This window comes from Acidobacteriota bacterium, from assembly GCA_028875725.1.
Taxonomy (GTDB): Bacteria; Acidobacteriota; Thermoanaerobaculia; order Multivoradales; family Multivoraceae; genus Multivorans.
Genome location: JAPPCR010000006.1, coordinates 51,402 through 70,773, shown reverse-complemented (window position 1 = coordinate 70,773; position 19,372 = coordinate 51,402). Strand labels below are relative to the sequence as shown.

Annotated in this window: 14 protein-coding genes; 10 read left to right on the top strand and 4 right to left on the bottom strand. The window is 69.6% G+C overall.

The annotated features are described in order from the left end of the window. Window positions 1-5: 5 nt before the first annotated feature. The 7 genes from OXI49_02350 (at window position 6) to OXI49_02320 (ending at window position 10,552) form a co-directional block, all read left to right on the top strand. Entirely contained in the window at window positions 6-1,385 is a 1,380-nt protein-coding gene (locus OXI49_02350; protein MDE2689322.1) for a hypothetical protein, read from the top strand. Window positions 1,386-1,391: 6 nt separating this feature from the next. After that, on the top strand, window positions 1,392-3,836 hold the full coding sequence (locus OXI49_02345) for a hypothetical protein (protein ID MDE2689321.1): 2,445 nt from the start codon (window positions 1,392-1,394) through the stop codon (window positions 3,834-3,836). Further along, window positions 3,833-4,981 (top strand): glycine oxidase ThiO, encoded by a 1,149-nt coding sequence (gene thiO, locus OXI49_02340; GenBank protein MDE2689320.1) that lies wholly within the window; start codon window positions 3,833-3,835, stop codon window positions 4,979-4,981. Before OXI49_02345 ends, thiO begins: the two co-directional genes overlap by 4 nt. A gap of 83 nt (window positions 4,982-5,064) precedes the next feature. Continuing rightward, window positions 5,065-5,316 (top strand): ferredoxin family protein, encoded by a 252-nt coding sequence (locus tag OXI49_02335; GenBank protein ID MDE2689319.1) that lies wholly within the window; start codon window positions 5,065-5,067, stop codon window positions 5,314-5,316. A 281-nt stretch (window positions 5,317-5,597) separates the two neighbouring features. Continuing rightward, the gene (locus OXI49_02330; GenBank protein ID MDE2689318.1) at window positions 5,598-6,578 is read left to right on the top strand and encodes a DnaJ domain-containing protein; all 981 of its coding nucleotides are present in this window, start codon (window positions 5,598-5,600) and stop codon (window positions 6,576-6,578) included. A gap of 28 nt (window positions 6,579-6,606) precedes the next feature. Then, a complete protein-coding gene (gene clpB / locus OXI49_02325; GenBank protein ID MDE2689317.1) occupies window positions 6,607-9,255 on the top strand; it encodes an ATP-dependent chaperone ClpB in 2,649 nt (882 codons plus the stop codon). Window positions 9,256-9,295: 40 nt separating this feature from the next. Then, window positions 9,296-10,552 carry a DUF1015 family protein gene (locus OXI49_02320; GenBank protein ID MDE2689316.1) on the top strand — a complete coding sequence of 419 codons (1,257 nt, stop codon included), beginning with the start codon at window positions 9,296-9,298 and terminating at the stop codon, window positions 10,550-10,552. A gap of 5 nt (window positions 10,553-10,557) precedes the next feature. Here the strand turns inward: OXI49_02320 and OXI49_02315 are convergent, their stop codons facing one another. Next, window positions 10,558-10,797: a CDGSH iron-sulfur domain-containing protein gene (locus OXI49_02315; protein MDE2689315.1), complete on the bottom strand. Its 240-nt coding sequence runs from the start codon at window positions 10,795-10,797 to the stop codon at window positions 10,558-10,560. 17 nt (window positions 10,798-10,814) lie between these two features. Continuing rightward, window positions 10,815-12,455, bottom strand: a complete 1,641-nt coding sequence (locus OXI49_02310) for a M28 family peptidase (protein ID MDE2689314.1) — start codon at window positions 12,453-12,455, stop codon at window positions 10,815-10,817. A gap of 94 nt (window positions 12,456-12,549) precedes the next feature. Between OXI49_02310 and xerD the strand changes: the two genes are divergently transcribed. Next, complete coding sequence (gene xerD / locus OXI49_02305) at window positions 12,550-13,476, top strand: site-specific tyrosine recombinase XerD (GenBank protein MDE2689313.1); 927 nt, start codon at window positions 12,550-12,552, stop codon at window positions 13,474-13,476. 6 nt (window positions 13,477-13,482) lie between these two features. On the opposite strand, the gene OXI49_02300 is transcribed toward xerD, so the two are convergent. Next, entirely contained in the window at window positions 13,483-14,175 is a 693-nt protein-coding gene (locus OXI49_02300) for a lytic transglycosylase domain-containing protein (GenBank protein ID MDE2689312.1), read from the bottom strand. A gap of 8 nt (window positions 14,176-14,183) precedes the next feature. Beyond that, window positions 14,184-16,286 carry a SpoIIE family protein phosphatase gene (locus tag OXI49_02295; protein ID MDE2689311.1) on the bottom strand — a complete coding sequence of 701 codons (2,103 nt, stop codon included), beginning with the start codon at window positions 16,284-16,286 and terminating at the stop codon, window positions 14,184-14,186. Between the two features lie 139 nt (window positions 16,287-16,425). Here OXI49_02295 and OXI49_02290 point away from each other — a divergent pair, with 139 nt between their 5' ends. Together OXI49_02290 and OXI49_02285 are read left to right on the top strand one after the other, a co-directional pair. After that, window positions 16,426-18,303 carry a 2-oxoacid:acceptor oxidoreductase subunit alpha gene (locus OXI49_02290; GenBank protein ID MDE2689310.1) on the top strand — a complete coding sequence of 626 codons (1,878 nt, stop codon included), beginning with the start codon at window positions 16,426-16,428 and terminating at the stop codon, window positions 18,301-18,303. Next, the gene (locus OXI49_02285; GenBank protein MDE2689309.1) at window positions 18,300-19,358 is read left to right on the top strand and encodes a 2-oxoacid:ferredoxin oxidoreductase subunit beta; all 1,059 of its coding nucleotides are present in this window, start codon (window positions 18,300-18,302) and stop codon (window positions 19,356-19,358) included. Before OXI49_02290 ends, OXI49_02285 begins: the two co-directional genes overlap by 4 nt. Window positions 19,359-19,372: the final 14 nt, after the last annotated feature.

Sequence of the window (19,372 nt, the reverse complement as noted above, 5' to 3'; positions counted from 1 at the left end):
GAAGCATGCTGCGAAGCAAGTGCTCGGCGCAAGCTCCTGAGCGAGGACGGGATGGGCCGAAACACCGAGCCCGCGAGGGGTTTCGGGGCGCTAGCCGCATCGGGGCGGGGACCTTCGTCGGCCTGACCCTGTTCGCGGCGGTCCTGCCCGCGCAGGACGAAGCGGCCGAACGGGAAGCCACCGTACTCGTTGAAGCCGGCCTTGCCGCTGCCCGTGACGCGGCCAGCATTGACGACCTCGCCCTGGCGCGGGAGCGGTTGCTGGAAGTCCCCCGGCGGTTCCCGCGGAGCCAGTATCCCCGACTCCAGCTCCGCGGCCGGGCGCTGGTGGAAGCCGCCGCGCTCGGCCGCCGCACCGGCGCCGAACGGGAAGCCGCCGGTGAGCTCCTGCGGGCGCTGGAGCGTGAAGCCGGAAGCGAGTGGACCCCGCGGGCTCACTTCGAGCTCGGCGACCTGCTGCTGATGCGAGGCGACTGGCAGGACGCCGCCCGGCACCTGCGGCTGGCCCGGGAAGGCGCTCTCGGCGGGAACGGGCGAAACGGCAACGTCGCCGGCGACGCGCTCGAACGGATGACCCTGATCCATCGGCTCATCCTGCGGCCCCTCGCCGGCCAGGAGCGCTGGCTCGACTCCCGCGGCTACCTGCCAGCCCAGGCCGGCGTCGAGCGGCCCCGCGGCGTCGCCGCCGGGGCCGACGGCCGACTCGTCGTCACGGAGACGAACCGGGCCGCGATCCTCGACGCCGACGGAGCGCCAGCGTCCGCCCGCGACCTCCGCGGCATCGTCCGGCCGAGCCACGCGGCGGCGGATTCCCCCGGCGTCATCACCGCCGACGGCGTGACCGGGATCGAGGACCCCCGGACCGTCTCCTTCAGCCGGGTCGGCGGCGGCGAGCTGGACCGCATCGTCGCCGCCCACCGCGACGGCTTCGGCAACTGGACCGTGCTCTCGCGCCGCTCCACCGAAGTGCTCCGCTTCGACGCGCAGGGGCGGCCGATCGAGACGCTGCGCGTCGCCGCGCTGACCCAGCCCGTTGACGTGGCGGTGGGCAGGGACGGCGCCATCCACGTACTCGACGCCGGCGCTCGCTCCACGCCGCCCTCGGTGCTGCGATTCGCCGCCGACGGCCACTTCGAGGAGGCCTTCCGGGTCGACTGGAGACGCCCCGTCGCGCTCGACGTCGACGCGTTCGGCAACCGCTACGTGCTCGACGCCGGCACGCTGCAGATCCTCGTCTACGACCCTTTCGCCACGCCGCTCGCGGCCCTCGGGCCCGTCCTGCCGGGCGGCCAGGAACTCCGCACCCCCGAGGACGTCGCCGTCGACGGCCAGGCGCGGATCTTCGTCGCCGACAGCCGCCTTGGCCAGGTCGTGGTCCTGGAGTAGTCGAGGATGTCCAGGAACCTGCTCGTCCTCGCAGCCGTTCCGGCGGTCCTGGCCGGCCTCTGCGGCGCGGCTTTCGCGCAACGGATCGGCGTCCAGGAGATCGGCCGGAGCGACCTCGAGATCGAGCGGTCGACCCGGCTGCCTCCCAGGACGGCGGCCGCTTTGAGCGAAGCCGGCGACATCTATGCCGGCGGTGACTCGGAAGGCGCCCTTCCACTGCTGCAGGATGTGATCGACACACTCGAACCGCTGGCCGCCGACGCCGGGGGCGGACGGAACCTCGCCGCCGGCGACCCGCGGCTCTTCGAGACCCTGCGCACCGCCTGGCTCTACCTGGCTGCTGCCCGCTGGACGCTGGATGACCGGGAAGGCGCCGACCAGGCGCTCGACCGGATCATCCGGCTCGACCCGGTGTTCGAACTGGACGCGGAGACCGCCGGCAGGCAACTGACGGATCGGCTGCAGAGCCGGAGGGAGGAACTCGTCGGCCGGGTTTCCTTTGTCGTCGCGCCTCTGGATGCGGAGATTCGCGTGGGCGACCTGGCGTTCGAGAACGCCGCACGCCCGCCGGAGCCGCCGCCCACCGCGGAGAGCGCGATGGAGGACGCGGCTGTGGACGACAGCGCGGAGGGGGAGCCGGCCGGGGAAGCCGGCGACTCCGCATCGCCCGAAGACGCCGCCTCCGAGGATGAGGCCGAGCCCGAGCCCTTCGTGCCGCCGGAGCCCACGGCGATGCTGGCGGGCGACTACCTGGCGCAGGTGTCCCGCCCCGGCTACCTGCCGACCACCGCCGCCTTCGCCATCGACGGCGGACGGGACCTCGAGGTGGCGGTCGAACTGGAGCGCGACAGCGCGGTCGTCCGGCTGCGCACCGCCCCGACCGGCGCCGCCGTACTGGTCGACGGCATCGAACGCGGACTGACCGAGGGCCAGGCCGAGCCCTGGTTCCGGCCGGAGGGGGCGTCCGCGGACCACCCGCCCGAGGACTTCTCGCGCGAACTGTGGCTCGACGACCTGCCGGCCGGCCGCTACCGGATCGACATCGAGAAGGACGGCTTCCGGAGCTTTCGCACCAGTCTTCAACTCCCCGACCTGGTGGACTACGAGCTGCCGCCGATCGTCCTGGAGCGTGAGGAGGCGGTGATCGGCCTGGTCGGCCTGACCGAAGGCGCGAGCGTCCTGGGCAACGGTCGGATTCTCCGGCCCGACTGGTCGAGGTCGCCACCCCAGGTTCGCCTGCCGCCGGGAGCGTACGACCTGTCGGTGACCCACGGCACGCTCGGCTACTTCGAAACCTCGGTGGTCGCCGAGGATCGGCGCCGGATCGACATCGATATCCGGCTACGGCCGGCGCTGGTCTACCTGGGCGTGCTCGGCGACGACCCCGCCGGCGTCCGCGCGGTCGAGTTCGCGCTCGATGCGTTCCGCGGCGCCGGCACGTACACCGTCCTCGATCGCGGCGCCGAGGGCACGGAATCGCTCGCCGAACTGGGTGTGGACGCGAACACCCTGCGCGACCGGACCAGGGCTCGACGGCAGCTGGACTGGGCAGCGATCCAGGAACAGGTCCAGGCGAGGTTGCCGGCCGCGCTCTACGTCGCCGCCGTCCTGAACGACGACCTGGTCGCCGATGCGGTCGACCTGTGGTGGTGGCCGGCCGTCCCCGGCCGGCCGTCGCCCGACGTGCGTACGCTGCGGATCGAAAACCGGCGGCTTGAGCAGGGCGCGCTGCAGCGACTGGCCGCGGCCCTCGACCCGGAGCTCGGGAAGAGGACGCCCCGAGTCGGCGCCACATTCATCGACTCCGGAATTGGCATCGACTCCCAGGCCGGCGGCGTGCCGATCGTGGCCGCGGTCGAGCCCGGCGGTCCAGCCGCAGCGGCAGGACTCGCGCCCGGCATGGAGATCGTCACGATCGCGGGTGAACCGGCCTCCTCCACGATCCAGTTGACGAACGCCGTCGAGAGCGCCGAGCCCGGAGATGAGATCGAACTCGTTACCCGCGGCGAGGGCGGCGCCACGGTCCACCGCGTCGAACCGGAATGGGGGTGGACCCTGCTTGACGCGTTCGATCCCGACCTGCTGCCTTCGGCGGTCACGGCCCGGCTACACCAGGAGCTGGAACGCACTGGAGACATCCCGCGGTGGCTTCTGGAACTCGATCTGGCGAACCTGCTTCTGGCTGGCGGCGACCAGGCGGAGGTGGTCCGCCAGCTCCGCACGGTCGAGGCCCCCGGCCGCAGCGGACTCGGCCGCGACACGGTGCAGTACATGCTGGGACTGGCCCTGACCATCCTCGCGGAAGAAGGGCGCGACGAGTACCGGCCGCGGGCCCGCGCCGTCTTTGAGGCGCTCGCCTCGACGGAGCGCGGGCGGCTCCGGTCCGACGCCGGGCCGGAGATCGCGCCGCGCGCCCGGTTGCACGCGGAAGCGCTGGCCGGCAACAGATGACGCGGCGGAACGCCTCGGGCCCGAGGCCGCGGCCCGACGTCCTCGTGGTTGGCGGCGGCCTGATCGGGCTGCTGACCGCTCGCGAGCTTGCCGTCGCGGGCGCCCGGGTCGAGGTCGTCGACGACCGACAGGAGGGCGCGGCGTCGCCCAACGCGGCAGGAATGATCGCGCCGATCGCGGAGAGCATCGCCGACCAGGCGTTCGCCAGGCTCTCGATTCGCTCGCGTGACCTCTGGCGCGACCTGGCGCCCGCGCTCGAACGGGAGAGCGGCACGTCGATCGACTACGACGCTTCCGGCTCGCTCCTGCCGGTGCTCGATTCTGAAGGCCGCAAGGTGCTTGATCGAATCCGGGCGCAGGCGCTTGACCTGGGCGAAGCGGCCCGGGACCTCGACCGGGCTGAGCTGGCCGAGCTGGTACCCGATCTGCGTCCCGGGATCGAGGAAGCACTGCTGCTGCCGGGTGAGCATCGGGTCGACAACCGCCGGGCGGCGACCGCGGCGGCGGCGGCGCTGCGCCACCGGAACGTCGTCCTCCACCGCGCCACGGTAGAACGTGTCGTCGAGACGTCCGGCGAGGTCGTCGTTTCGGGTGATGGCTTCGAGTGCGCCGCCGGCGCCGTCGTGGTCTGCGGCGGCGCCTGGACTCCACAGGTCCACGGGTTGCCGGCCCTCCCGATCGTTCCCGTCAAGGGCCAGATGATCGCCTTCGACCGGGTCGACTGGCCGTTCACCGGCGCCATCCGCACGCCGGCCTTCTACGCCGTGCGCCGGGCGGGAGGGCGCCTGCTGATCGGGGCTTCCGTCGAGCACGCCGGCTTCGATCTCAGCCTGAGCGACGAGGTCGGCGCGGATCTGGCAACGGGGGCCGCCGCCCTGCTGCCGAGCCTGAAGGACCGTGAGCCGGTCGAGCACTGGGCCGGCCTGCGGCCGGGTACGCCCGATCCCTGGCCGATTGTCGGCCGGTTGAGCGAGCGGCTGCACGTCGCTGCCGGCCACTTCCGCAACGGCATCCTGCTGGCCCCGCTCACCGCCAGGATGATCGCGCCGCTGGTGCTCAACCAGCAGCCCAGCGACCCCTGGCTGGCTGTTCCGGAAGTCATGCACCCGGGCCGCTTTGCCGCCGGCGAGCGTCTTTCCTCCTGAGGGCGACTCTGTTACTGTCTGCCGCGTTTCAAGGCTGCCCCGACAGAGCCCGGGGTGGTGTGCGGCCCGCGAGGAAGAGTCCGATGACCCACATCATCTTTGAACCCTGTATCGGCGTGAAGGACACGTCGTGCGTCGATGTCTGCCCCGTCGACTGCATCTACGACGACGACGACTGGGAACTGCTCTTGATTCACCCGGAGGAGTGCATCGACTGCGGCCTCTGCGTCGATGCCTGCCCGGTGCAGGCGATCCTGCCCCTGGAGGAAGTTCCCGAGGGCCAGGAGAAGTACATCGCGCTGAACTACACGGCGTTCGGCTTCGACCCGCCGTGACGGGCTGAGCCGCTGTCAGACGCTTTCCGAAGGGCGCGACGCAGGTCGCGCCCTTCGTGCGTGTAGCCGCGAGTCTGACATCCGACCGCCCGAGGACGGGCGCTCGGACTGTGACGCGGCTGGCGCAGGGACGCGCCAGCCGGGTGCTGACCCGCGGAAGACAGAGCGCCGGCCGCACGGCCGGCACCAATCCGCCTTCCAAAGTTGAGTGGACTAGACTAAACTATCTCCCGGAGTTGGGTCGGGATCGCTCAATCCCACGCGCAGGAAGCAGACACAACGTGGAGTACAAGGACTACTACCAGACGCTCGGCGTCGACAAGGACGCGACGGCCGCCGACATCCAGAAGGCGTACCGCAAACTGGCGCGCCAGTTCCACCCGGACGTCAACAAGGACGCGGGTGCCGAGACCCGCTTCAAGGACATCGGCGAGGCCTATGAGGTGCTGAAGGATCCGGACAAGCGCGGCAAGTACGACCAGTACGGAGCCGCCTGGAAGCAGGTCCGGACCGGAGGCGCTCCACCGCCCGGCTGGGAGGGCTTCCGGTTCGACTTCGGCGGTGGCGACAGCCGATTCGAGTTCCGAAGCGCCGGCGGCGGTTCCGGCTTCAGCTCGTTCTTCGACATGCTCTTCGGCGGCGCGGGCCCTCAGGGCTTCCCCGGCGGCGGCCGGCAGTCGACCTGGTCCCCTCCGCGCCGGGGTCGGGACCACGAAGTCTCCCTGCCGCTCAGCCTCGAGAGGCTGGCGGAGGGCGGACCCCAGACGATCGAGTTCCTCGACCGCACCAACGGCCGGACCCGGAGACTGGAGGTCCGGATTCCGAAGGGCGTGCTGCCGGGCCAGTCGATTCGCCTTGGCGGCCAGGGCGGCAAGGGTGCGGGCGGACAGGACGGCGACCTGCTGCTACGGGTCGAAGCCCTGCCACATCCGGTCTTCAGGCGCCGCGATCGCGACCTCCACTGCGACGTGCCGGTCTCACCCTGGACGGCGGCGCTCGGCGGCAAGGTCCGGATTCCGACGCTCGGCGGTACCGCCGAGGCGCGGCTCCCTGCCGGCTCGTCCACCGGGCGGAAGATGCGACTGCGAGGACGCGGGCTACCCAACCCGAAGGGACCCAACGGCGATCTGCTCGCCGAGATCCAGGTCGTCGTTCCCTCGCAGTTGACCGAGGAGGAGAAAGCCCTGTTCGAGCAGTTGGCCGAGACCTCCGCGTTCGAGCCGTCCTACGACTCCTCCGGCGCCACTCGCAACGACACCTGAGTCCACCAGGCAGGAGGACCTGAACGATATGGACCCGAACAGACTGACCATCAAGTCCCAGGAAGCGCTCACCGCGGCCCAGGATCGGGCGCGGCGCCTGGGCCATCAGCAGGTGGACGCGAACCATCTCCTGCTGGCTCTGCTCGAGCAGCAGGACGGTCTGGTGCCGCGGATCCTGAATCGCCTCGAAGTCGACGCCGGCGCACTGCGGACCAGGATTCAGGACGACCTCGAACGCAGGCCCAGGGTCTCGACCGGCGGCGGCGAGGCCGGCAGGATCTACATCACGGCCGAGCTGGAACAACTCCTGGCACGGGCCGAAGACGAAGCCGGGACGTTCGGCGACGACTACGTCTCCGTCGAGCATCTCCTGCTGGCCGCCCTGGAAGGCAAGGACGGCGCCGGCCGGGCGCTCGCGGAAGCCGGCCTGTCCCGGCAGCCCCTGCTGGACGCGCTCAAGGCCGTCCGCGGGTCCCAGCGGGTGACGAGCAACAACCCGGAGACGGCCTACGAAGCGCTCGAGAAGTACGGCGTCGATCTGGTCGCCCAGGCGCGCAGCGGCCGGATGGATCCGGTGATCGGCCGCGATTCGGAGATTCGCCGCGCCATCCGCATCCTGTCCCGCAAGACCAAGAACAACCCGGTCCTGATCGGCGAACCCGGAGTCGGCAAGACGGCGATCGTCGAGGGTCTGGCCCAGCGCATCGTCCGCGGCGACGTGCCCGAGTGGCTCAAGGACCGGAGCGTGTTCTCGCTCGACCTCGGATCGCTGCTCGCCGGCGCCAAGTACCGCGGCGAGTTCGAGGAGCGCTTGAAGGCGGTGCTGAACGAGATCGCCGAGAGCGAGGGCCGCGTTCTCCTGTTCATCGACGAGGTCCACAACATCGTCGGTGCCGGCCGCACGGAGGGTTCCACCGACGCCGGCAACCTGCTGAAGCCGATGCTCGCGCGTGGCGAGCTGCACTGCATCGGGGCCACCACGCTCGACGAGTACCGCAGGTACATCGAGAAGGACGCGGCGCTCGAGCGGCGCTTCCAGCCGATCGTCGTCGACGCGCCCTCGGTCGAGGACACGGTGTCCATCCTGCGCGGCCTCCGCGAGCGCTTCGAGGTCCACCACGGCGTCCGCATCCAGGACAACTCCCTGGTCGCCGCGGCCACCCTGTCGGACCGCTACGTCTCGGACCGGTTCCTGCCCGACAAGGCGATCGACCTCGTCGACGAGGCCTGCGCCCTCATCCGCACCGAGATCGACTCCCTGCCGGCCGAGCTCGACGAAGTGACCCGGCGCGTCATGCGGCTCGAGATCGAGGAAGCCGCGCTCAACAAGGAGACCGACAAGTCGAGCAGGAAGCGCCTGCAGACGCTGAGGCGGGAACTCGCCGACCTGCGTACGAAGGCCGCCGCCATGCGCAGCCAGTGGGAGAGCGAGAAGGCCGCGATCGACGACGAACGGAAGGTGCGCGAGCAGGTCGAGCAGGTACGGCACGAGATCGAAGTCGCCGAGCGCCAGTACGACCTGAACCGGGCCGCCGAACTCCGTCACGGGGTGCTGCCGGGGCTGATGGCCAAGCTCGAAACCCAGGAGCAGACCACCGGCGAGACGGACGGAGCGGGACGGCTGCTGCGGGAAGAAGTGACCGACAACGAGATCGCGGAGATCGTGTCGAAGTGGACGGGCGTGCCCGTGACCCGCCTGGTCGAGGGCGAGCGCGAGAAGCTCCTGCGACTCGACGAGATCCTCCACCGCCGGGTGATCGGCCAGGACGAAGCCGTCCAACTGGTCGCGGACGCGGTGATCCGCGCCCGCTCGGGAATCAAGGATCCGCGCCGCCCGATCGGCTCCTTCCTGTTCCTTGGCCCCACCGGAGTCGGCAAGACCGAGCTCGCCAAGACCCTGGCCGAGGCGCTGTTCGACACCGAGAACAACATCGTCCGCATCGACATGAGCGAGTACATGGAGCGCCACACTGTGTCCCGGCTGGTCGGTGCGCCGCCGGGCTACGTCGGCCACGAGGACGGCGGTCAGTTGACCGAGGCGGTGCGGCGCAAGCCCTACGCGGTCGTCCTCTTCGACGAGATCGAGAAGGCGCACCGCGACGTGTTCAACGTGCTGCTCCAGGTCCTGGACGACGGCCGGATCACCGACTCGCAGGGGCGGACGGTCGACTTCAGGAACACCGTCGTCATCATGACCTCGAACCTGGGGTCGCCCATCCTGCTCGAAGGCGTGACGCCGGCGGGCAAGATCACGGACGCCGCCCGGGACGCGGTGATGACCGAACTCCGCCGCACGATGCGGCCCGAGTTCCTCAACCGGATCGACGAGGTCGTGCTGTTCTCGCCGCTCACCGTCTCCGAGATCGAGCAGATCGTCGGCCTCTTGACCGCCGACCTGGCGAAGCGGCTCGGCGAGCAGGGCATCGGCCTCGAGCTGAGCCCGGCGGCGCGCGAGTTCACCGCCCGCGCCGGCTACGACCCGGTCTACGGCGCGCGGCCGCTCAAGCGCTACCTGCAGCGCGAGGTCGAGACCCGCGTCGGCCGCGCCCTGGTCGGCGGCGACATCGGCCCCGGCGACCGCGTGCTGATCGACGTGGAGGACGGTAGCCTCGCGATCCGAAGCGAGTCCGCATCTGGCCCGGCCGAAGCGTCCAGCGACGGCAACCGCGCCGCCTGAAGCTGCACCCGACCCACCTCCAGACCTCCCAGGAATCGACATGAAGCTCTACGCCTTCCAGGGCTACCACTACAACTCCGCCACGGTCGACGCCTCGCTGCAGGCGGCGCCGCCGTTCGACCAGATCGACGAGTCCCTGCGAGACCGCCTGCACGCGCAGTCACCGCACCAGTTCGCGCGCGTCACGAAACCGGTCGGACACGGCGATCTGACGCCGCACGAACACTCCGTGGCGCTCCACCGCGAATGGACCGGAACCGGAGTCGTGGTGCGGGACGAAACACCGTCGATCTACCCCTACGCGATCACCCAGCCGGACGGCTCGATCCGGCTGGGCCTGTGCGCCCTGGTCGGCGTCGAGCCGGGACGCGAAGGTGATCTCTGGCCGCACGAGCAGACGGTTGCCAAGTCGATCGCTGAGCGCCTGGACCTGCTGCGGCTCAGCCGGATCGACATCGAGCCCGTCTTCTACCTCGCCGAAGACGACGGCACGCTGGAACATCTGCTCGCCGAAGACTGCGACGGCGCCGCGGGAGATGCCCTGGTCAGCCACACGGATCCGTGGACGGGCGACGTCCACACGCTCCACCGGATCACGGACGCCGAGCGCATCGCCGCCTACGCAGGCGCCCTCGCCGGCGCCCGCGCCGCAATCGCCGACGGCCACCACCGCACCCAGGTCGCCCAGACCTACGCCGCCGAGGAGGGCGCCGCAAGCGGCACCGCCGCGGCGTGCAAGATGGTCGTACTGACCAGCCTGGCCTCCGCGAACCTGCGGATCGACCCGGTCCATCGCGGCGTTCGGGTGCCGGTGAACCGCGAGGCGATGTCCGCCCTGCCGTTGCGGAGGGAGACCCTCGGGGAAAGAGCCGGCGCAGCCATCGCCGCCTGCGTCGCCGCGGCCGATCAACCGGCGCTCGCCGTCAGGTTCGAGGGCGACGAGGCCCCCGAACTCTGGACCCTCGACCCGGACGCCGCCCCGGCGGACACTCCGGGCCGCAAGGCGAACCTGCCCGCCGTCCTGCTCCACCATCACCTGTTGAAGACCACCGGCGTACCCATCGAGTCAGCCACCAACGGCAGCATCGCCTACGAGGCGAACCCCGACGACATCGTCGCGCTGCTCGAGCGCGCCGAAATCACCGCCGGCGTCTTCCTGCCCCCGATGACCCCAAAGCAGTTCGCGCTCGCCACCGAAGACGGCGACCTGCTGCCCCCCAAGTCGACCCGGTTTCTGCCGAAGCTGGTGTCAGGCCTGGTGTGGTGCGGGCATGATGCCGAGATCGTGCCCGGCTGAGCCAGTCAGTCCAGGAACCGGTGGCTGCCGTCGCAGTGCGGCATCTTCTCGCTGCGCTTGCACTGACAGAGGGCGACGCGGCGATCCTCCTCCAGTGCAAGGCGCATCGGTTCGAACTCCGTACCCCGGTGGGAGCCATCGCAGAACGGTTGATTCTTCGACTCGCCGCAGCGGCACCACCAGTAGGTGCCGGCTTCCAGTTCGATCTTCGCCGGGACGCGGTCCGCGATGCGGGCTTCGGTCATCGGATCCTCTCCTTGTGCTACTCGACAGCGGCGAGCGCGGCGAGGCGCGCTGCCTCGAACTCGTCGCCGGGGTTCCAGGTCGGGAATTCGGGGTTCTCGGAGATGGCCCGGGCGCAGGCCAGGCCGAGTTCGACGTCGTCGACCATGCCGTCGAAGTTCCAGTCCTCGCTGTACTCGTCGGACACCTGGTGGTAGACGTTCGTCGTCCAGGCCTCCAGTTGCTCCGCGCCCCAGCCCGGCGGCCGGCCGATGAAGTCGGTGCCGTTGTCCAGGTAGATCGCCGGCACGCCGATGCGGGCGAAGTTCAACTGGTCGGAGCGGTAGAAGAAGCCCCGGTCGGGAAACTGGTCGGGCAGCACGGTGCGTCCCTGTTCGGCTGCCGCGGCCTCGACGACCCCGTCCAGGCTCGATTTGCCGTAGCCGATGTAGGTCACGTCGCGGGTGCGGCCCCACTGGTTGCCGCCGTCGTAGTTGATGTTCGCGACCATCTTTCCCGGCGGAACCGTCGGGTGGGCGGCGTAGTACTCGGATCCGAGCAGGCCCTGCTCCTCCGCCCCGACCAGCAGGAACAGCATGGAGCGGCTCGGTCCGGGGCTCTGCGCGGCCAGTTCACCGGCGATCGCGAGCACCTGGGCGACGCCGGCCGCGTTGTCGAGGGCGCCGTTGTAAATGCGGTCCTCCAGGCTCTCGTCCGGCGAGATGCCGATGTGGTCGTGGTGGGCCGTGAACACGATCCACTCGTCGGCCAGTTCCGGGTCACTGCCCGGCAGGGCGCCGAGCACGTTGGCCGTCTGCTCGCTCGTCACGGTGTTCGCGAGCGACAGACTGGTGGACAGACCGAGCGGCACCGGCGTGAAGTCGGCGTTGCGGGCCGACTCCAGGGTCTCGTCGTAGTCGACGCCGGCCAGCTCGAACAGGCGCCGTGACGCCTCTTCCGTCAGCCAGGCGTTGACCTGCGTCCGCGGTTCACCTTCGTCGGGGAGTTCGAACTGTGGACCCGTCCAGGACGTCTGGACCACATTGAAGCCATAGCCGGCCGAAGGCGTCGTGTGGATGATGATCGCGCCGGCCGCGCCCTGGGCCGCGGCGCTCTCGTACTTGTAGGTCCAGCGGCCGTAGTAGAGGCGCCGGTTGCCCTCGAACAGGTCCGGATCCCAGTCCGGGTCGTTGTTCAGCATGACCAGCACCTTGCCGGTGAGGTCGGCGTCGCCGTAGTCGTCCCAGCCGTACTCGGGCGCCTGGATGCCGTAGCCGACGAACACGACCTCGGCGTCTTCGATCGCGGCCCGCTCGGACTGCACGCCGCTGTGCGCGATGAACTCGTCCCAGAAGGCGAAGTCGACGCTGTCGCCGCCGCCCGAACGGAAGGTCCAGGTTTCGGGCACGGCAGCGTCGATGCCAACGATGTCGAACGGCTGCTCCCAGCTTCCATCCGCCGCGGCGGGTTCAAGGCCCGTGTCGGCCATCACGTCGGCTATGTACTGTCGGGCCATGACGTCGCCGGCGGTACCCGGGCCGCGTCCCTCCATCGCGTCGTCCGAGAGGTCGTCGATCCAGGTGGCGAGCAGAGTCGCGGTATCGGGAGCGGGCTGGCCGCAGACGGCGAGGCAAAGAAGGGAGAGCGAACAAAGGGCTGTAGCGATCGTGCGCTTTATCATCGGGGAATCGTAGCGTGGCGTGACTCGGGCTCGATGCGGGTCAGAGGACCCGCGCACCCAGTGTTTGGCGACTGATAGATTCCTGGCTATAGGAATGGCCGCTACGAACACGCTGAGCAGGCCCGCCAGAGTGTCTGAGAGTGAACGGACACTCGACCGCTATCTGGACGGGCTCCTGGTGGAGCGCGGCCTCTCGCAGCACACGGTGGACGCTTACCGCCGCGATCTCGTCCGGCTGGCAGGCAACCTGGAGGACGCCGGCGGCAACCTGTTGACGGCGTCCGTTGACCAACTCGGCCAGCACCTGCGACGCCTGCGCCGGGACGGGTTGTCGCCCCGCTCGGTAAGCCGCGCCCTGGTCTCGATGCGCCGGTTCTACGCCTTCCTCGTGAACGAGGGCGACCGCGACGACAACCCGGCGGTCAACCTGTACCCGCCACGCCTGCCGCGACGCCTGCCCAAGGTGCTGCGGGAGGAGCAGGTCGAGGCACTGCTCCGCGCCCCGGACACGAGCCGGGCTCCGGGCGTAAGGGACCGGGCGATGATCGAGCTGCTCTACGCCACGGGGCTCCGCGTCAGCGAGATGGTCGGCCTCGAACGAAGCCAGCTCCAACTCGAGGCCGGCTTCCTGATCGCGTTCGGCAAGGGGGCCAAGGAACGGGTGGTGCCGGTGGGCGAGTCGGCCGAAACCTGGCTCCAGCGCTACCTGAAGGAGGTGCGGCCGGCGATGGCGAAGGGCCGCCACGATGTCGTCTTCGTCAGCTATCGCGGCAGCGGACTGACCCGGCAGGGCTTCTGGAAGCTGCTCAGGAACTACGGGCGGGGCGCGGGCATCCCCGACCTGTCGCCCCACGTGCTGCGCCACAGCTTCGCCACACACCTGCTGGAGCACGGCGCCGACCTGAGGGCCGTCCAGGTCATGCTCGGACACGCGAACATCACGACGACGCAGATCTACACACACATCCACGAGCACCGCCTGCGGACGCTGTACGACCAGTACCACCCGCGGGCGCGGTGACGCTGGCTACAGGCCGAGGAAGCCGTAGACGCGGCCGATGAAGGTCACGGTTTCGCGGTAGGGCGGAACGCCGTCATGGGCGTCGACGGCGCCTTCACCGGCGTTGTAGCCGGCGAGCACGCGCGGCAGATCGTCCTCGAAGCGACGGCGAAGCCAGGTCAGGTAGCGGGCCGCCGCGAGGACGTTCCGGGCCGGGTCGTGGAGTTCACGCGGCGACACGCCGAATCGTTCGGCGGTGGCCGGCATCAACTGGAGCAGGCCCCGGGCGCCCTTGTTGGACACGGCGCCCGCGTCGTAGTTCGACTCGGCCCTCGCCAGGGCCGCCAGCAGATCGGGATTCAGTTCGTGCTCGCGGCCCACCTCGAGAAAGAGCTCCCCGTAGGGCGTCGGCGGCGCCGTCTGCCCGGGCAGGTAGTCGAACGTGAAGCCGGGCTCAGCCGGAGAGTCCGGCGGCGGCTCCTCGACGATCTCGTCATCGACGATGCGCTCGACCTGCATCAGCGGCAGGGTCACCGTCCCGCCGCCTTCCAGGCTCAGACGGATCCGCTCGGCCCCCACGGCCTGGCCGGGGTGCTGAACTTCCCACTCCGTCACCTTGTAGCGGTGGCCGTTGGTCAGAATCGCGAGCTCGGCGCCGGCCGCCGCAGCGCCGGCCAGCAGAACCGTGGCCGCCAGGGCGACCCGGAGGACGACGCGCACCCTTCCCCTCAGCCGCCGGCCGCCCGCAGCAGCTCGTCGGCCGGCGTCTCGGAGGTGGCCGCCTCCGGCTGGTAGCGCATCACAACCAGGGTGAGATCGTCCTCGGCGCCCACGCCTTCGGTGTGGCTTCGGATGTCCCCGAGAATGCGGTCCCGCACTTCCATGGCGCTGTCGGCAGAGCCCTTGAGGGAGCCGATCGTGCGCTCGTAGCCAAAGACCTCGCCGCCTTTGTCCGCGGCCTCGATGAAGCCGTCCGAGAGCCAGACCATGACGTCGCCAGGCTCGAGTTCGAACCGCCGGAAGCCGTAGTCCGCACCGAGCGCGCCGAGCGGAGACCCGGCGAGCAGAATCTCCTCGATCTCGCCGTTCCGCAGCAGGTAGGCGGGAGGATGGCCAGCGTTCGTCATCTCGACCACGCCGGTCGAGACGTCGATCAGGGAGAGACTCGCCGTGACGAACACACGGTCGCGGTCACCGGGCGCCGCGGAAGCGCGTTCCTTGCTGCGGCTGCTCGCCTTGCGCACCAGTCCGTCCAGAGCGGGAAGCAGTTGCCGCGCCGGCTTGCCCTCCCCCACCAGGGTCAACAGGCCGGCCTTGAGCATCGCCATGCGGAGGCCGGCCGAGAGACCGTGCCCGGCCACGTCCGCGATGACGACGCCAAGCCGGCCCCTGTCGCCTTCCCATTCACCAGGAAGCTCGAGGATGTCGAAGTAGTCGCCGCCGATCGCCGCCGACGGCTCGAAGAAGGTGGCGAACTCGACCCCCTCGACCTGGAATCCCTGGCCCGGAATCAGGTTCTTCTGGACCTCGCGGGCGAACTCGAGTTCCCGCTCCAGGGCCCGCCGGGCCGTTCGCTCGGCGATCAGGCGTTCGAGGCCTGCCGCCATCTCGTTGAACGATCGCTGAAGAGCGCCGAGCTGATCCTTGCGCCGCACCGGAATGCGGGCCGAGAAATCTCCTGCCTGAACGGCCCCGGTGGCCGTGCTCAAGCGATTCACGGCCCGGCTGAGGCCGAGGATCATGAACATGGCCATGATCGTCGCCGCGACGAAGACGTCGAAGAGCAGGAAGGCGGGAATGATGAAAAAGATCCAGCCCAGCGTGTCCACCTGGCTCGAGGGAGAGAAGAGATGGCGGAAGACGATTGGCTGGGTCGCCGCCAACGACACCGACACCGACGGCGAGACCGGCGCGCCGTCGGCGAACGCATGGAGCGGTCCGGCCATCTCGACGCCGACAATGCTCAAGGGAGAACTGGCGTTCAGGGACTCGAAGAACGCCTCCCGCTCCGCGCTTCCCTGAGTTCGCGCCAATGGCTGCAGGACGAACTGCGGGCCGCCGAAGATCTGGACCGTCGAACCCGTACCGTCCGTCTCGCCCGGGCCGCGAAGCCGTGTCCAGACGTCGCTTCGCCGGCTGAGCTCCCGTTCCAGCAGCCCACCCGCCGCCGGGTCGTAGAACGCGATGACCGCCGAGGCCCCCCGGCGAAACACCGCTGCGAGGGTCGCCGAACCATCGGGCAGGACGACCAGCGGCGGAACCCTGGTCCGGCGCCGCTGCCCATCCGTCGTCCCCTCCGCCTCCAGCCACGCGGGAAATGACGCCGGCGCCCTCGGATCCCCGCCCGCGCGGATGTCGTCCTGGTAGTACGCCAATGCCGCGCCGCCCTGCGCGGCAGGCAAGGCGGAGGGATCCAGCAGCCCTATCTCGAGAGGCTGAAGAAGGAACCCGGACACCGCCTCGAGTTCCTCGTGAAGACCGATCGCCGCGTCGCGGTAGAGGTGACCCAGGAAGAACCCGGACAGCAGATAGGCGGCGACGATGACCAGCACCAGGCTGAGCAGGAACGGCAGCAGACCAAGCAACACGTAGCTGAAGGCGAGTCGCCGGCCCACCCGCCACAGCAACCGGCGCTGCAGCCAGACGAAGAGCGCCCAACCGACGACACCCCCGATGACGGTGATCAGGGTCCACGCGAGCAAGTCGAGCGCCAGAGGCGCATCCAGCGACACCGTGACGATCGAGAGCGCCAGCGTGAGAGCGGCCGCAGACAGCCAGACGACTCGCCGCCATGGCCTGCTTCGGCTCGCTTCTTTCTCGCGACTGGGCACCTGAGGTTCTCGCCGATGCGCGGGGCAGCGTCATGGTACTATCTGCCACCAGACTGTCCCGCGGACGGAGCCCGCTGGCGCGGCGGCGGGCAGAGTTTCGCCCCCGATAGCGTCCGGCTGCCACATCCCAGGAACCACCATGACCCTCCCGATCGCAGGGCAGACGGATGCCGGCAAAGCCGCTGAAGCAACCGTCTCCGATGTCGTCATCCGCTTCGCCGGCGACTCCGGCGACGGCATGCAGCTCACCGGCACGCAGTTCACGAACACGTCGGCGCTGATCGGCAATGACCTCTCGACGCTGCCCGACTTCCCGGCCGAGATCCGGGCGCCGGCGGGGACGCTGCCGGGCGTCTCCGCGTTCCAGGTCCGCATCGCCGACCACGACATCCACACTCCGGGCGACGCGCCGGACGTGCTCGTCGCGATGAACCCGGCGGCGCTCAAGGCGAACCTCCGAGACCTGCGCGACAATGGCGTGATCATCGTCAACACGGACGAGTTCACGCCGCGCAACCTGAAGCGGGCCGGCTACGAGTCGAACCCGCTCGAGGACGACAGCCTGAACGCCTTCCGGCTGTACCGGGTCGCCCTGACGACGATGACGCGGCGGGCACTGGAGGAGAGCGAACTCGACGTCCGCTCCAAGGACCGCTGCAAGAACTTCCTCGCCCTGGGGATGATCTACTGGCTGTTCAGCCGGCCCCTCGAACCGACGATCGACTGGCTCCGGGTCAAGTTCCGGCGCCGGCCCGAGATCGCCGAGGCCAACGTCAAGGTGATGAAGGCAGGCTGGAACTTCTGCGACATCACCGACGCCTTCCAGGTGCGGTACGACGTGGAGCCGGCCAAGCTGGAGCCCGGCACCTACCGCAGCATCCACGGCAACTCGGCGCTCGCCATCGGCCTGGTCGCCGCCAGCCGCCGCAGTGGCCTGCCCCTGTTCCTCGGCGCCTATCCGATCACGCCCGCCAGCGACGTGCTCCACGAACTGGCGACCTACAAGCACTTCGGCGTCACCACCTACCAGGCGGAGGACGAGATCGCCGCCGTCTGCGCCGCCATCGGAGCGTCCTTCGGCGGCAACCTCGGCGTCAGTTGCTCGAGCGGTCCCGGGATCGCGCTCAAGGCGGAGGGGATCAACCTGGCGGTCATGGTCGAGCTGCCCCTCGTCATCTGCGACATCCAGCGCGGCGGACCCTCGACCGGTCTGCCCACGAAGACCGAGCAGGCGGACCTGCTGCAGGTCATGTTCGGCCGGAACAACGAGTCGCCGGTGCCGGTTATCGCCGCGTCCTCGCCCGCCAACTGCTTCGACACGGCGCTCGAGGCGGTTCGCATGGCGACGGCCTACATGACGCCCGTCATCCTGCTCTCCGACGGCTACATCGCGAACGGCGCGGAGCCGTGGCGCATCCCGCAGGTCGAGGACCTTCCCGACCTCCGGGTCGACTTTCACCAGAGCGCCGAGGGCTTTCTGCCCTACATGCGGGACGAGCAGACGCTCGCCCGGCCGTGGGCCATCCCCGGCACACCCGGCCTCGAGCACCGGATCGGCGGGCTCGAGAAGGAGGACGTCACCGGCAACGTGAACTACGAGCCGGAGAACCACGACCACATGGTGCGCCTGCGCGCCGAAAAGGTGGCGCGGATCGTGAACGACATCCCCGACCTGAAGGTGGAAGGGCCGCAGAGCGGCAAGCTCCTCGTGCTCGGCTGGGGCAGCACTCTGGGCGCGATCACCGGCGCCGTGAACCAGGCCCGGGCCGACGGCCTCACGGTCAGCCGCGCCCACCTGTGGCACATCAACCCCTTCCCCCGCAACCTGGGCGATGTGCTCGACCGCTTCGAGCGCGTCCTGGTGCCGGAGATGAACCTGGGTCAACTGGCCCTGCTCCTGCGGGCCCGCTACCTGAAGGACATCGAGACCTACTCGAAGGTCGAAGGCAAGCCCTTCACGCGGGACGAAATCCTCCACCGGATCGAACAGATGACCGGAGAGTCGAACCAGAGATGAACACCACCGAAGCGCCGCCGCTGACCAGGAAGGACTTCCAGAGCGACCAGGAGGTGCGCTGGTGTCCCGGCTGCGGCGACTACGCCATCCTCTCCGCGGTCCAGCAGGTGTTCCCGGAACTCGGGATTCCCCGCGAGAAGTTCGTCATCGTGTCCGGTATCGGCTGTTCCAGCCGCTTCCCGTACTACATGAACACCTACGGCTTCCACTCGATTCACGGCCGCGCGCCCGCCGTGGCGACCGGGATCAAGATGACCCGGCCCGACCTGGATGTCTGGGTGGTCACGGGCGACGGCGACGCCCTCTCGATCGGCGGCAACCACCTGATTCACACTCTGCGCCGGAACGTGAACCTCAAGATCCTGCTGTTCAACAACCGGGTTTACGGCCTGACCAAGGGGCAGTACTCGCCCACCAGCGAACTCGGCAAGCGGACGAAGTCGACGCCCCACGGGTCGGTCGACTTCCCCTTCAACCCGCTGAACATCGCGATCGGCGCCGGCGCCACGTTCGTCGCGCGCAGCGTCGACATCTTCATGCCCCATCTCAAGGCGGTGCTGAAGCGGGCGGCCGAACACAAGGGATCGGCGTTCGTCGAGGTGATGCAGAACTGCAACATCTACAACGACAAGGCGTTCGCCGCCCTGACCGACAAGACGGGCCGGCAGCAGAACGGCCTCTACCTCGAGCATGGCAAGCCCCTGGTGTTCGGCGACAACCAGGACAAGGGCCTGCGCTTTACGGGAACGGACTTCGAGGTCATCGAACTGGGCAACGGCAAGAGTGCCGACGACTGCCTCGTGTGGGACGAGAAACACGCGAATCCGTCCCTGGCGTTCCAGATGGCAAGCATCTCCACGGGCGACGGCCTCGGCGACTTCCCGGTCCCCCTGGGCGTGCTCCGCGCGGTCGATGCCCCCACCTACGACGCCGGCGTCATCGACCAGATCGACGAGTTGACGACGGCGCGGCCGCAGACCCTCGACCAGTTGATCCACGGCACGGACACCTGGACCGTCGACGCCGGCGGCAACGTCCACCGCGGCGCAAACTGACAGCGGCGACCACG